12 protein-coding genes, 1 tRNA gene and 2 pseudogenes are annotated in these 11,819 nt (G+C 69.5%); 7 read left to right on the forward strand and 8 right to left on the reverse strand.

Annotated elements, in window-relative coordinates; translation table 11 throughout:
- Nucleotides 1–30: 30 nt before the first annotated feature.
- Nucleotides 31–515: pseudogene (locus V5F49_RS05965) on the reverse strand (FAD:protein FMN transferase).
- 107 nt (nt 516–622) lie between these two features.
- On the opposite strand from V5F49_RS05965, the gene V5F49_RS05970 reads away from it, so the two are divergent.
- Nucleotides 623–1,318, forward strand: coding sequence for a VIT1/CCC1 transporter family protein (locus V5F49_RS05970; RefSeq protein WP_394116285.1), 696 nt, complete (start codon nt 623–625; stop codon nt 1,316–1,318).
- Here the strand turns inward: V5F49_RS05970 and V5F49_RS05975 are convergent.
- The 6 genes from V5F49_RS05975 to V5F49_RS06000 form a co-directional block, all read right to left on the reverse strand.
- Entirely contained in the window at nt 1,315–2,232 is a 918-nt protein-coding gene (locus V5F49_RS05975) for an FAD:protein FMN transferase (RefSeq protein ID WP_509210750.1), read from the reverse strand. The two genes, V5F49_RS05970 and V5F49_RS05975, sit on opposite strands and share 4 nt — an antisense overlap.
- 52 nt (nt 2,233–2,284) lie before the next feature.
- Nucleotides 2,285–4,477, reverse strand: a complete 2,193-nt coding sequence (locus tag V5F49_RS05980; protein ID WP_394116003.1) for a PepSY domain-containing protein — start codon at nt 4,475–4,477, stop codon at nt 2,285–2,287.
- A gap of 21 nt (nt 4,478–4,498) precedes the next feature.
- A complete protein-coding gene (locus V5F49_RS05985; RefSeq protein WP_394116002.1) occupies nt 4,499–4,969 on the reverse strand; it encodes a DUF2271 domain-containing protein in 471 nt (156 codons plus the stop codon).
- 53 nt (nt 4,970–5,022) lie between these two features.
- A complete protein-coding gene (locus V5F49_RS05990) occupies nt 5,023–5,391 on the reverse strand; it encodes a hypothetical protein (RefSeq protein ID WP_394116001.1) in 369 nt (122 codons plus the stop codon).
- Nucleotides 5,392–5,482: 91 nt separating this feature from the next.
- On the reverse strand, nt 5,483–6,829 hold the full coding sequence (locus tag V5F49_RS05995; protein WP_394116000.1) for a sensor histidine kinase: 1,347 nt from the start codon (nt 6,827–6,829) through the stop codon (nt 5,483–5,485).
- Nucleotides 6,826–7,497, reverse strand: a complete 672-nt coding sequence (locus V5F49_RS06000) for a response regulator transcription factor (RefSeq protein WP_394115999.1) — start codon at nt 7,495–7,497, stop codon at nt 6,826–6,828. The genes V5F49_RS05995 and V5F49_RS06000 overlap by 4 nt, the downstream gene beginning before the upstream one ends.
- A gap of 133 nt (nt 7,498–7,630) precedes the next feature.
- Between V5F49_RS06000 and V5F49_RS06005 the strand changes: the two genes are divergently transcribed.
- The 5 genes and pseudogenes from V5F49_RS06005 to V5F49_RS06025 all read left to right on the forward strand — a co-directional run bounded on the left by V5F49_RS06005 (nt 7,631) and on the right by V5F49_RS06025 (nt 11,017).
- The gene (locus V5F49_RS06005; RefSeq protein WP_394115998.1) at nt 7,631–7,912 is read left to right on the forward strand and encodes a PepSY domain-containing protein; all 282 of its coding nucleotides are present in this window, start codon (nt 7,631–7,633) and stop codon (nt 7,910–7,912) included.
- A gap of 303 nt (nt 7,913–8,215) precedes the next feature.
- Nucleotides 8,216–8,414 (forward strand): annotated as a pseudogene (locus V5F49_RS06010) (transposase); the annotation flags it as partial.
- Between the two features lie 207 nt (nt 8,415–8,621).
- Nucleotides 8,622–9,026, forward strand: a complete 405-nt coding sequence (locus tag V5F49_RS06015; protein ID WP_394115997.1) for a DUF3489 domain-containing protein — start codon at nt 8,622–8,624, stop codon at nt 9,024–9,026.
- 1 nt (nt 9,027) lies between these two features.
- On the forward strand, nt 9,028–9,525 hold the full coding sequence (locus tag V5F49_RS06020) for a DUF2924 domain-containing protein (RefSeq protein ID WP_394115996.1): 498 nt from the start codon (nt 9,028–9,030) through the stop codon (nt 9,523–9,525).
- Entirely contained in the window at nt 9,518–11,017 is a 1,500-nt protein-coding gene (locus tag V5F49_RS06025) for a recombinase family protein (RefSeq protein WP_394115995.1), read from the forward strand. Before V5F49_RS06020 ends, V5F49_RS06025 begins: the two co-directional genes overlap by 8 nt.
- A gap of 253 nt (nt 11,018–11,270) precedes the next feature.
- Here V5F49_RS06025 and V5F49_RS06030 read toward each other — a convergent pair.
- Nucleotides 11,271–11,344: transfer RNA gene (locus V5F49_RS06030), tRNA-Gln, on the reverse strand.
- Nucleotides 11,345–11,566: 222 nt separating this feature from the next.
- Here V5F49_RS06030 and V5F49_RS06035 point away from each other — a divergent pair.
- On the forward strand, nt 11,567–11,773 hold the full coding sequence (locus V5F49_RS06035; RefSeq protein ID WP_394115994.1) for a hypothetical protein: 207 nt from the start codon (nt 11,567–11,569) through the stop codon (nt 11,771–11,773).
- The last annotated feature ends 46 nt before the right edge of the window (nt 11,774–11,819 follow it).

An 11,819-nucleotide genomic window follows, 5' to 3' on the forward strand; every position in this document is an offset into this window, starting at 1 on the left:
TCAGGGCCATGTTGCTCTGGACCATGTTGCTCAGGGCCACGTGGCCACCACGCCATCCGTCCGCACGAACAGGGCCGCAAGGCTCAGTCCGCGGGCGCGCGCGGGGCCGTCGCTCGCCCCGCGCACCAGCAGCGCAGTCGCCGGGGCATCCGCAGCCATGCAGGTCGCGCCGAGCACGGTGACGGCGGACAGGTCATTGTCCAGCGGTGCGCCTAACGACGGGTCCATGATGTGGGAGAGGGTGCGGCCCGCATCTCGCCGTCGATGCCCACCAGCCAGGAGGAGAGGCCGGCCGCGCTTATCTCCCGCGCCAGTTCGTCCACGCCGAAGCCCTTGGCGATGCCAGCAAGGTCGAGCAGCAGCGGCGCCAGCCGGCGGGCGCGGCGATGCGCCCGCCATCGGGCCCCAGCGCTGCGCCGAAGCCCCACGCCTTGATCAGATCGCCGACGCCGATGTTCGAACGCGTCGCCCGACAAGCGCCCGATCTCGAGGGCCGTGGCGAGGACATGCCTCATCGCATCGTCACCCAAGCAGATTAGATTTATTCTAAAGAGTTGTGTAGATCGACTCCCCTGGCGCCATGTTGCGCGCCAATCCGCAACTCCTCCCGGCAGGTATCGCCATGTACACCCTCCACCGTGAGAACCACCTGATCGAGCGCATCGGCTGGCTGCGCGCCGCCGTCCTCGGCGCCAACGACGGCATCATCTCGACGGCGAGCCTCATGGTGGGCGTCGCGGCGGCCTCGACCAATGCGTCGGAGATCCTGGTCGCGGGCGTGGCGAGCCTCGTCGCCGGCGCCATGTCGATGGCGGCGGGCGAATACGTTTCGGTGAGTTCGCAGGCCGACACCGAGAACGCCGATCTGCGGAAGGAGCGGCGCGAGCTCGCCGAGGATCCCGAAAGCGAGCTGAACGAGCTGACCCAGATCTACGTGCGGCGCGGTGTCGAGCCGGCGCTGGCGCGGCAGGTGGCCGAGCAGATGACGGCAAAGGACGCGTTCGCCGCCCATGCGCGGGATGAGCTTGGGCTGGCCGAGCATGTGGTCGCGCGCCCCATCCAGGCCGCGCTGACATCGGCGGTGACGTTCGCGCTCGGCGCGGCGATCCCGCTTGCCATCTCCCTTCTGGCACCCACCGCCCTGATCGCGCCGATCGTCTCGGGCGGGTCGCTGGTCTGCCTCGCGGTCCTGGGTGCGCTGGGCGCGCGGGGGGGCGGCGCCGATATCTGGAAGCCGACCATCCGGGTGACCTTCTGGGGCGCCATCGCCATGGCCGCGACTGCGGCCATCGGCACTCTGGTCGGTCACGCCGTCTAGCGGCTGTCCGGCAGCGGCTCTGCGGGCGGAGCCAGCGGCCCCGTCCCCTCCACCATGCCGTCAGCGCGCACGAAGAGCGCCGCAAGGCCGAGGCGGCGGGCGAGGGCCGGGCCTTCGCTTGCGCCCTTCACCAGCAGTGCGGTGGCCCAGGCGTCGGCCGCCATGCAGGTGGCGCCGAGCACGGTGACGGCGCAAAGGTCGTTCTCCAGCGGCGCCCCCCGCGACGGATCCATGGTGTGGGAGATGACACGCCCACCCACTTCCACCCGATGGCGATAATTGCCCGAGGTGGCGACGGCGGCGCCGGAGAGTTCCAGCATGCCGAGGATGTCCCGCTCACCCGCGGACGGCCGCTCATGCGCCACCGTCCACGGCCGGCCGTCCGGTTTCAGCCCTTCGGCGCGCATCTCGCCGTCGATGCCCACCAGCCAGGAGGAGAGGCCGGCCGCACCCATCTCGCGGGCCAGCTCATCCACGCCGAAACCCTTGGCGATGCCGGCCAGGTCGAGCCGCAGCGGCGCCAGCCGGCGAGCGCGGCCGCCGGCCGGATCTAGCTGGAAGGTCTTGGGCGGCTCGAAGGAGGGCCGGCCGGCAAGCGCCGCGATGCGTCCGCCATCGGGCCCGGGCGATGCGCCGAAGCCCCATGCCCTGACCAGATCGCCCACCCCGATGTCGAACGCCCCGCCCGAGAGGCGGCCGATCTCCAGGGCGGTGGCGAGGACGTGCATCAGCTCGCGGGGGATGGGCGTCCACGCACCGATGGGCGCGGCGTTCAGCCGTTCCAGATCGGAGTCGGGCCGGAAGGTGGACATCTGCTGTTCCACCCGCTCCACCGCGCCCTGAAGGCGGCGGGTGAGGGCCGCTTCGTCCATATCGTCGGCGGCGAAGAAGGTAGCGGACCAGCGCGCGCCCATGGCCGGCCCGCTCAGGGCGCGGCGCCGGAGCGTCGTCGCACCCCAAGGCGCATCAATAGACATCTTCGACATAGCGTCCGCTCGACTTGAGGGTGGGAAGGTCGAGGCCCAGCGGGCGCACCACCGGCTCCAGCGCGCGGGTCACCGCCTCGGCCATGTCGTGGCCGCCGCAGACGAGGATCTGCGCGCCCTGCCTCACCAGTTCCCGCAGGCGCGGGGCGTCGGCGGCGATGCGGTCCTGCACATAGGCGCTCTCGTCCGCATCCCGCGAGAAGGCGGTGCGCAGCGTCGTCAGCCGCCGCTCGGCGAGGTGCTGGGCCAGCTCGTGCTCATAGAGGAAGTCGGATGCCGCGCTCCGACCACCCCAGTAGAGATGCACCGGCCGGCCCGCCGCATTGGCCCGCACGAAGCCGGCGAGCGGCCCAATGCCGGCCCCCGCGCCGATGAGGATGAGCGGGCCGCGTCCCTTGGCCGGACGGAAGGTCGGATTCTCGCGGATGAAGGCATCGATGCCTTCGCCGGGCTGAAGAGCGTGCAGAAAGGTGGAGCACAGGCCGCCTTCGCGCAGCCGCACGCAGATTTCCAGCACGCCGTCGCGGGTGGAGGAGGCCAGCGAATAGAAGCGCGGCATGGCATCACCGGGAAGCACGATGCCAACGAGGTCGCCGGCCTCGAAGGCGGGCAGAAGGCCGGGCGCGCCGGTGCGCGGGTCCACGGGTGCCTGAAAGCGCAGGATCGCCACGGGCGCCCCCACCGCCTCGCCGTAAAGCTCGCGCGCGACGAGCACCAGCCGGGTGGTCTTCGGCGGCTCCGCCACATGGGTGAGCGTGAGGTCGTGCCCCAGTACGTCGCCGAGATCGTGGCCCCACTGGGCGAATTCCTGTGGCGAACGGCGATCCACCCGTTTCATGGGCAAGAGCTGCGGGCAGCCGCGCGCGGCGAGCGCATCGGCGACATCACGCGCGAACCGGCAGAAATGCGGGAAGCTGCGATCGCCGAAGCCGAGCACCGCCACCGCCGGCTGTCCCGGCAGATTGGCAAGGCGGGACAGGAAGTGCCTGGCCGATTGGGGCGCCGCGCCCTCGCCATAGGTGGCGGCGAGCACCAGCAGGCGCGGGGCGGCCATATGCGCCGCGCTCACATCGTTCATGGCCGCGGTGTGGACCTTGTGGCCGGCGGCGGCGAGGGCCGCGTGCAGGGTGCCCGCGAAACCCCAGGTGGAATTGCCCTCGCTGCCCACGAGGATCACCGTATCCGCCCCCCGCGCCGGAACATTGGCGCCGATGCGCGGCCGCGCCGCCCGCCGCCGCAGCCACAGGACGAGACCCGTTGCGCCCAGCACCGGGACCATGGCCGAGGCGAGGCCGAGCAGAAGGCCGAGCACCCAGGCGCCGCGCCCCGTGTGCAGCGTGCGCACGAGGTCGTTCATCCGCTCCAGCACGGTCGCCGGGGTCAAGGCGAGGGTGGCGCCGGTGGCGGCATCCACCAGCCGCTCGCCATCGGCGGTGACGAGGGTGAAGACGTCGGTGGGGTCGGCAGGATCGGGGAAGGTGAGTTCGCGCAGGTCCCTGAGCTTCACGGTGTTCAGGCCGGTGAGCGTCCCGACGGGCGCCGGCGCACCGCCTCTGGCGGTGACGGCGGGGGTCATCGCCGCGGTTTCCGGCAGAAGCCCGAAGGTGCCCGCCGACATCCACAGGCCGGTCAGCGACGACAGGAGCAGGCCCACCGCCGCGAGCCGGCCGAGTTCTCCATGCCAGCGCTGCGCCGGGGTGCCGCGGATGGGCCGCAGCAGCGCGCCCACGCCGCCGAGGCGGCGGGCGAGCAGCATGAGGCCGGAGAGGCTGAGGCCGAGCATCGCCAGCGCGCCGATAGCCGCCCCCACGCGTCCCGCATCGCCCATGAGGAAGGCGCGGTGGAGATTGGTGATGAAGCGGGTGGTGTCCGACACCGCGTAAGGCCCCAGCCCCGCGCCGGTGGCGGGATCGATGCGCTCCACGCCACGCGTGCCGCCGTCATCGAAGGCGGCCGTGAGGCGGCCGTCCGCCCGCAGCCGGATGGCGCTGACGCCGGGATGGCGCGCGGCGACCCGCGCCGCGACGTCCGCGACGCTGGCCGCCGCCGGAATTGCCGGCACGGTTACGCGATCGAGCGCCGGCTGCACGGAAAGGACCGTGCCGGAGAGGGCGGTGACGGCGAGGGCCAGCGCCAGCGCGATGCCGGGAAGGCCATGGAGGCGGCGAAGCATTTGGGGGTATCCGAAGGGGGATCAGAAGGTGACGGTGAAGGATTTCACATAGCCCTTGCCGGCCACGGGCTTGCCCGATGCGGCCAAGGCCAGCGGGGCGACCACATCCGAGGGATTGTCCATCCCGTCCTCCACCGCCGTGTCCACATGGACCTGGTAGCCGGCGTCGATCATGGCATCGGCGAGATCGAGGGTGATCTTCAGCGTCTTGCCGGATCCGACGCTGGCGCCGGTGATGCCGTCGATCTCGGCGGGGCGTCCGCCGGAGGCGCGCTGCCAGTCGGAGAGGTGGCGGTAGTATTTCGCCTTGCCCCCGGCCATCCACAGCGTGCCCTTGTAGGCGCCGGCGGCATCGGTGACGTAGAGCACCACATAGGCGCCGTTGCCGCCATAAGGCTTCAGCGTCGTCTCGAACGTGACCTGCCGCGCCTCGGCCAGCACCGGCGACAGCAGGGTGGCGGTGGCCGCCACGGCGGGAAGAAAGAATTTCATCTGATTATTCCTTTGAGAGCTGCGCGGGGTTCAGGCGGACGTCCTTGCGGAGGTCACTGCACCTCGACCTTGGGCCGGGCCTTGCCCTGGAACAGGCCGTTGTCCGGCACGGGAGCGTTGGGGTCGGCCGGGCCGTTCTGGGGAAGCGCGCCGCGGCGACCGCCCGAACGGCCGTCATCGTCATCGTCGTCGTCTTCGTCATCGTCGTCGCGGCCGGCGTCGCGGCGGCTGTGATGGCCATCCCCCCACTCGCGCCCGCGGTCATTGTCCGCGAGGCGAACAGGCCGGTCCGTGGCCTGAACGGCTTCGTCCCGGCTGTGGAACGGTAGGTCGAGATGATCGATCTGCGTGGCGGCAAGCGCCACGCCGAGGCCAGCGGTGGAAAGGAGAAGGGCTGTTCCGATCAGGGTGCGCGTCTTCATGGGAAGCTCCCGGCGAGTGATGACGCCGGCATTCTTGCGAGCGAACCTGACAGCCGCCTGAAACGCACGCGCAATGGCGTTCAGCTTCCCGTCAGGATCGCGCGTCCGCAGGAAAGCGCACGATGGCGCTGAAGCCATCCGCTGCGCCCGGGATCGGCGAGGCGATTTCCAGAGAGAGCCCCGCCCCGCGGCAGATGGCGGCGGCGATGGCGAGGCCGAGGCCCGAGCCCTCCGCCCCCGTCGGCCCGCGCTCGAACGGGCGCAGCAGCACGGCGAGGCGGTCGGCCGGCACCACAGGGCCGTGGTTGGCGACGTCGAGCCGGTCCGCGGCGAGGCGGACATGGATGGGCGTGTCCGGCGCGCCGTGCTTCAGCGCGTTCTCGATGAGGTTGCGGGCGAGCACGGCGAAGGCGTCGGGATCGAGATCGCTGACGGGGCCGCCATCCGGCGCGATGGTCAAGGCGATGTCGCCGGCGCGGGCGCTCTGGCGGTCGAGGTCGGCGATCACATGGCGCAGCACGGGCGCGAGCGGCGCAGGCGCCTCCGCGAGCAGGCCGGCGCCTTCCGCCTTGGCGAGCTGGAGCAGCTTCTCGGACAGGCGCGAGAGGCGGCGCAGCGCGCCTGCGATGGCGCGTGCCCGCTCCTGCGCCGGCCCTTCCGGCAGCTCGGCCACGAGCCGCTGGGTCTGCGCCAGAGCGGCGGCGATGGGGGTGCGCAGCTCATGGGCGCTGTTGGCGGCGAAGCCCCGCTCCGCCTCCAGCGCCCCGCGCAGGCGCTCCATGAGGGCATTCACGGCGCCCGCGACGGGTGCCATCTCCTCGGGTAATCCCTGCTCCGGCACCGGAGCGAGGTTTCCCCGCCCGCGCGCGGCGACGGCCTGGCGGAAGGCGAGCACCGGCTTCAGCGTGAGACGTACCGTGAGCCAGACACCGGCGAGCGCAATGGGCACGAGGGCAACAAGCGGCCAGATCAGCGCCATGACCGCCCGCCATACCGCGGCGGCGCGATGGTCCAGCTGCTCCGCCGTGGTGACGATGATGGTGCCCCGCACCGCCGCTTCCGTGTAGGTGCGCAGCCGGGGCGTGGTGTGAAAACCGGGGACGAGGCCGGCGGGAATCGCCATCTGATCGGCGTCGCTGGACTGCAGCAGCACGCGGTCTTCCCCGTCCCGCACCACGTAGGTGATGTATTCCCGGTGCGGGCCGACCGGAGCCATGTGCTGGGGCATGGCCCCATCCTCGCGGGAGAGCAGCTCGGAATAAGCGAGCGGCAGCACCCTTTGGGCGACCTCCTGCAGCGCGCTGTCGAACACCTCGTCGATCTCGTGCCGCAGCACCAGCCCCGCCACGGTGGCCGCGGCAAGCCACAGCGCCGCCACCGACACAGCGAGCCACAGGCCGAGGCGCCGGCCCAGGCTCCACCGCCGTGGCGCGCTCACGCCCCGCCTCCCGGCGTGCCGAGGCGATAGCCCATGCCGCGCACGGTCTCGATGACGTCGGCGCCGAGCTTCTTGCGCAGGCGGGCGATATAGACCTCGATGGTGTTGCTCTCCACCTCGGCGTCGAAGGAATAGAGCCGTTCCTCCAGCTGCGGCTTCGACATGAGCTGGTGCGGGCGCTGGAGGAAGGCCTCGAACAGCGACCATTCCCGGGCGGTGAGCGCCACGGCCCGCCCCGACCGCCGCACCGAGCGGGCGGCAAGGTCCACCTCGATGTCGCCCAGCGTGACCAGCGGGTTGGGATTGCCCGCATAGCGCCGGCCGACCGCGCGGATGCGGGCCGACAGCTCGAATAGGTCGAAGGGCTTCACCAGATAGTCGTCGGCGCCGGCATTGAGGGCGGCGATGCGGTCCGAGATCTGGTCTCGGGCGGTGAGCACCATTACCGGCGTCGCGTCGCCCGCGCTGCGCAGGCGCCTGAGGAAATCCGAGCCGCGTCCGTCGGGCAGCATCAGGTCGAGGAGGATCAGGTCGAAGGCGGCAGCGTGAAGGGCATCCTCGGCGTCGCCGAGGCATGTCACCCAGTCGGCGCCGTGGCCGTCCGCGACGATCTGGTCGCGCACGGCCATGCCCAGGACGGGATCGTCTTCGACCAGGAGGATACGCATCTGTCACCTCGGCGCGCCGCATGGCAATCTAGCGCGGCCCGAAGTGGAACGGGCGAGAGAATCCGTTAGACCGTTCAGGTGGGTGTCAGCTTGGCGTGCGTCCCATGAGGCCGGGGCGGAAGGAGAACACACGGTGAAAAGCCCATGGTTCGCGGGGTGCCTCGTGGCCGCCTGCCTCGCCGCGGCACCGGCCGCCGCGGATCGCGATTGCAACGTGCCGCTGGCCGACTGGCAGCCACGCGAGGCGCTCCAGAAGAAGCTGGAGGCAGAGGGCTGGACGGTGCTCTCCATCCGCTCCGACGACGGCTGCTACAAGGTCCGGGCCACTGATGCCCAGGGTGCGCGCCTGAAGGCGAAGTTCGATCCGGCCACCCTGGAGCGCGTCCGCCGCAAGGATAATGATGAAGACGAGTAAAGGTGCTTCACTGGCCGGAAGGGTGGCGATGATCCGTCCATGGACCCAGCCCGCCCGGCTCATGTCCGCCGCCCTCGACGCTGCATTCAAGGCCGCCACCATCGGGCCGAAGGCGGAGGTGCATGCTCTTTTCTGGAGCCGGATTGTGCATCATCTGTTCCGGCCAACCTTAGGCGCAAGGGCAAGGTCCAGGGGGCATCGCCCCTTTGGCCCGTTTCGGGATGACGGCGGTGCCAGAAATTGCGCGAGCTATCTGAAGGATTCATCACTGGCGCAGAAGTCGCAAGCCATTGAGGCTTCTTCTACACTACGAATGACATCGAGGCGCTCAACACCAAGCTGCGCCGGGCCGTGCGGGCCCGCGCCACTTCCTCTCCGTCGAGGCCGCCCTGAAGCTGCTCTTGAACCGGGTCGAAAAGGCATGGAAGATGGCGCATCGTGAATGGGCGATGGCAAAGGCGCAGTTCGCCATATCTTCGGCGAGCGCTTCACAAAGACCATGAAGCCTGATCTTCAACCCGCCGCCCCACACGAAATTCCCGATTCCCGAAGTCGATGGACTGGACTGGCGGTGCATAGTGAGCATTGCTGTGCGGGACGGCGCGGTGAGAGGCGCCGATCTCCTAAGGGAACCCCGCCGGTGCTGCGCCATAGCGGGGTTGCGGTGGTGACGGGCGAGATTGCCCGCCGCAATCGCAGGGAGATCACGATGACCACCAAAGTGCAGACCACGCGGGCTCGCCGCAAGTCCCCCGCTGTGGGGAAGTCCGGTACCCGACGCGCGGGCGCCAAAGCTGTCGGGGCGAGCACCATCCCGGCCCGTTCCAAGCGGAAGACGACGGAAGTTTCTCTCGGGAAGGCCACGCCGGTGGCCGCGACGACGGCTGCTTCCGCCATCCGCCCGAAGCCCGGCAGCAAACTCGGCATCGTGCTCGCCCTGCTGGAAAAGCCACAGGGCGCCTCCCTGGCCATGCTGGTCGAGGTGACCGGATGGTTGCCGCACACGACACGGGCCGCACTGACCGGCTTGCGAAAGCGCGGCTTCGCGGTGGTCAGTGAGAAGGCCGAAGGCGGCGGCGCGCCGGTCTACCGCGTCCGCGCGGAGGCCGCCTGACATGGCGGCCCGGCCTGATCAGATCCCGGCGGCTTCTGCCGCCGGGACTTCGCTCGAAGAGGAACTGGCTGTGGTTGCCGCAGCCAGCCTCGACCAATTGCGGTCGCGCTTCCGCGCCCTCTGCCGTGTTCCGGCGCCGGACGGCCTGTCGCGCGACATGATCGCCCGGCTGATCGCCCACCGCCTGCAGGAGCAGCGCCTCGGCAAGCTGGAGCGCAGCCTGTCCGAGCAGATCGACCGACTAGGGCGGGGACAGGAACCCCGCCGCCGACTCAAGTCCGGCACCGTGCTGGTGCGCGAGCATGACGGTGTCATGCACGAGGTCGTGGTGGTGCCGGGCGGCTTCCTGTGGAATGGCGAGACCTACGCCAGCCTCTCCACCATCGCGAAGCGGATCACCGGCACGAGCTGGAACGGGCCGCGTTTCTTTGGGCTGAGGCCAGTGTCGAAGAAACGTGTGGCCGAGACGGCTGGTGTAATGGGGGCCGCCGATGCGTGAGCCGGTCCAGAAGCCGCAGCGCTGCGCGATTTACACGCGCAAGTCCACCGAGCACAACCTCGATCTCGCCTTCAACTCCCTTGATGCCCAGCGGGAGGCCTGCGAGGCCTACATCAAGAGCCAGGCCCATGAGGGCTGGCGCCTCCTGCCCGCGCACTATGACGATGGCGGATTGTCGGGTGCTTCTCTGGAGCGGCCGGCACTGCAGAAACTGCTGGAGGCCGTACGCAGCGGCAGCATCGACACGGTCGTGGTCTACAAAGTCGACCGTCTCACCCGCTCGCTCACCGACTTCGCCAAGCTGGTGGAGCTGTTCGACGAGCATGGTGTCTCGTTCGTCTCGGTGACGCAGAGCTTCAACACCACCAGCAGCATGGGCCGGCTCACCCTCAACGTGCTGCTGTCCTTTGCCCAGTTCGAGCGCGAGGTGATCGGCGAGCGGGTCCGGGACAAGATCGCGGCCTCCAAGCGCCGGGGCCTGTGGATGGGCGGCACGGTTCCGCTCGGCTATCGCAACGAGAACAAAAGGCTGGTGGTCGAGGACGGCGATGCCGATCTCGTGCGCCGCATCTTCCGGCTCTATCTCGACCTCGGCTCGGTCGGCGCCGTGGTGAAGGCGCTCGACGCCGAGGGGGTGCGCACCCGCAAAGACCATCGCTTCGGTGTCGGCGCGACCGCACAGATCCTCAGCAACCGCACCTACCTCGGCGAGATCAGCTGGCAGGGGGAGGTCCACAAGGCCGAGCACGAGCCCATTGTCGATGCGGAGACCTTCACTGCTGTTCAGGACAAGCTGGCAGCCTCGGCCATCAGGCGGCGGGAACCGGCGCGCAACCGCGTCTTCATCCTCGCCGGGCTGCTGCACGACGATGCCGGCAACCACATGAGCCCGAGCCATGCCAACAAGAAGGGGGTCCGCTACCGCTACTATGTCTCCCAAGCGCTCCTCCAGCATCGCAAAGCCGAGGCAGGCACGATCGCACGGGTCTCCGCACCCGAGGTCGAGGCGGCGATCGCCGGAGCCTTCCCATGGGAGAAGGCGGAACTGCGTGATCGGATCGTCCGCATCACCCTCCAGCGCGATCGGCTCGTGGTCGAGCTGAGAGCGAACGAGGACGATCCGGCGCCCGAGCCCGTCTCCATCCCCTTCGCCTGGCAACCGCAAGGGCGCCGCAAGGGCATCGCCCATGGGCCGTCGCATCGCCCGCGGCTCGATCCCAACGCATCGCAAGCGATCCTCATGGCCATCGGCCGGGCGCGGCGCTGGATGGTCGAGGTGATGGACGGCTCTCTGTCCATTGAAGACATTGCAGCCCGCGAGGAGATGGGCGATCGCAACGTGCGAAGGCTCCTGCCGCTGGCCTGCCTCTCGCCCAGCCTCGTCAGGGCCATCGCTGATGGCACCGCTCCGGCCAACCTGACCATCACCAGCCTGACCGCAGCGCTCCCGCATGACTGGGCTGCGCAAGAGCAACGCTTCCTCACCTTCTGATCCGGGCACTCCCCACCTGTTTGATGTACCTGTCGAACCGGTCTCTACGCCCGTGCGAACCGGTCTGCCGGAGCGGGAAAATGATGCATCCGGAAATTGAAAAGGCCCCGCCTCAGACCGGGCCGAGAAACCGGCGCCGGAACGGCCCGGAAAGCCGAGCAGCGGGTCTCGGCCCAGACAGGCTTCCAGCTAACCCGCGACACTGCCGCAGGAATTGCCGAAGCGACTAAAACTGAAAAGGGTATCATGGTAGTGGCTGGGGGACCTGGATTCGAACCAGGATTAACGGAGTCAGAGTCCGCGGTTCTACCGTTGAACTATCCCCCAACGGTCTGCCGGATGCGCCGAGGCGCGGGCCGGAACGGGCCGGCCGCGAAGGCAGGTCGGCTCTATACGCAATTCCCGCACGCGGTTCAACAGGCTTCCGCGTCATCCACAGACTTCCATACCGCCTCTGGCATACGGCATGCGCAATGGTGCCATGCACAAATCGCCATATTGCATCGCACGCAGATGACCTATCTTAACGTCATCGAACAGGAGGCATTCATGGCCACGATCACCGCAACCCACGGCCGCGACACCGGACTTTTCGGGCGCATGGGCGCCATGGTGTCGGAGTTCGTCGCCGCCGTCGCCGAAGCCCGCCGCATGGCGGATCGCTACGAGCACCTGAACCGCATGTCCAACAGCGAGCTGGCCCGCCATGGCTATGCCCGCGAGGACATCCCGCAGATCGTGGCCAACGGCCGCTGATCCGGACCTTTCCCCGCGGCGCCTGGCGCCGCGGCTGACGCGTACC

The sequence above is a fragment of the Xanthobacter lutulentifluminis genome (assembly GCF_043194675.2).
In the GTDB taxonomy this organism is placed as follows: domain Bacteria; phylum Pseudomonadota; class Alphaproteobacteria; order Rhizobiales; family Xanthobacteraceae; genus Xanthobacter.

Bases quoted from the DNA above. Each gene is read 5' to 3' on its own strand.
- V5F49_RS05980 (WP_394116003.1), bottom strand. From the start codon at position 4,477: ATGCTTCGCCGCCTCCATGGCCTTCCCGGCATCGCGCTGGCGCTGGCC.
- V5F49_RS06035 (WP_394115994.1), top strand. From the start codon at position 11,567: ATGGCCACGATCACCGCAACCCACGGCCGCGACACCGGACTTTTCGGG.
- V5F49_RS05975 (WP_509210750.1), bottom strand. From the start codon at position 2,232: ATGGGCGCGCGCTGGTCCGCTACCTTCTTCGCCGCCGACGATATGGAC.
- V5F49_RS06015 (WP_394115997.1), top strand. From the start codon at position 8,622: ATGACCACCAAAGTGCAGACCACGCGGGCTCGCCGCAAGTCCCCCGCT.
- V5F49_RS05985 (WP_394116002.1), bottom strand. From the start codon at position 4,969: ATGAAATTCTTTCTTCCCGCCGTGGCGGCCACCGCCACCCTGCTGTCG.
- V5F49_RS05990 (WP_394116001.1), bottom strand. From the start codon at position 5,391: ATGAAGACGCGCACCCTGATCGGAACAGCCCTTCTCCTTTCCACCGCT.
- V5F49_RS06000 (WP_394115999.1), bottom strand. From the start codon at position 7,497: ATGCGTATCCTCCTGGTCGAAGACGATCCCGTCCTGGGCATGGCCGTG.
- V5F49_RS05970 (WP_394116285.1), top strand. From the start codon at position 623: ATGTACACCCTCCACCGTGAGAACCACCTGATCGAGCGCATCGGCTGG.
- V5F49_RS06025 (WP_394115995.1), top strand. From the start codon at position 9,518: ATGCGTGAGCCGGTCCAGAAGCCGCAGCGCTGCGCGATTTACACGCGC.
- V5F49_RS06020 (WP_394115996.1), top strand. From the start codon at position 9,028: ATGGCGGCCCGGCCTGATCAGATCCCGGCGGCTTCTGCCGCCGGGACT.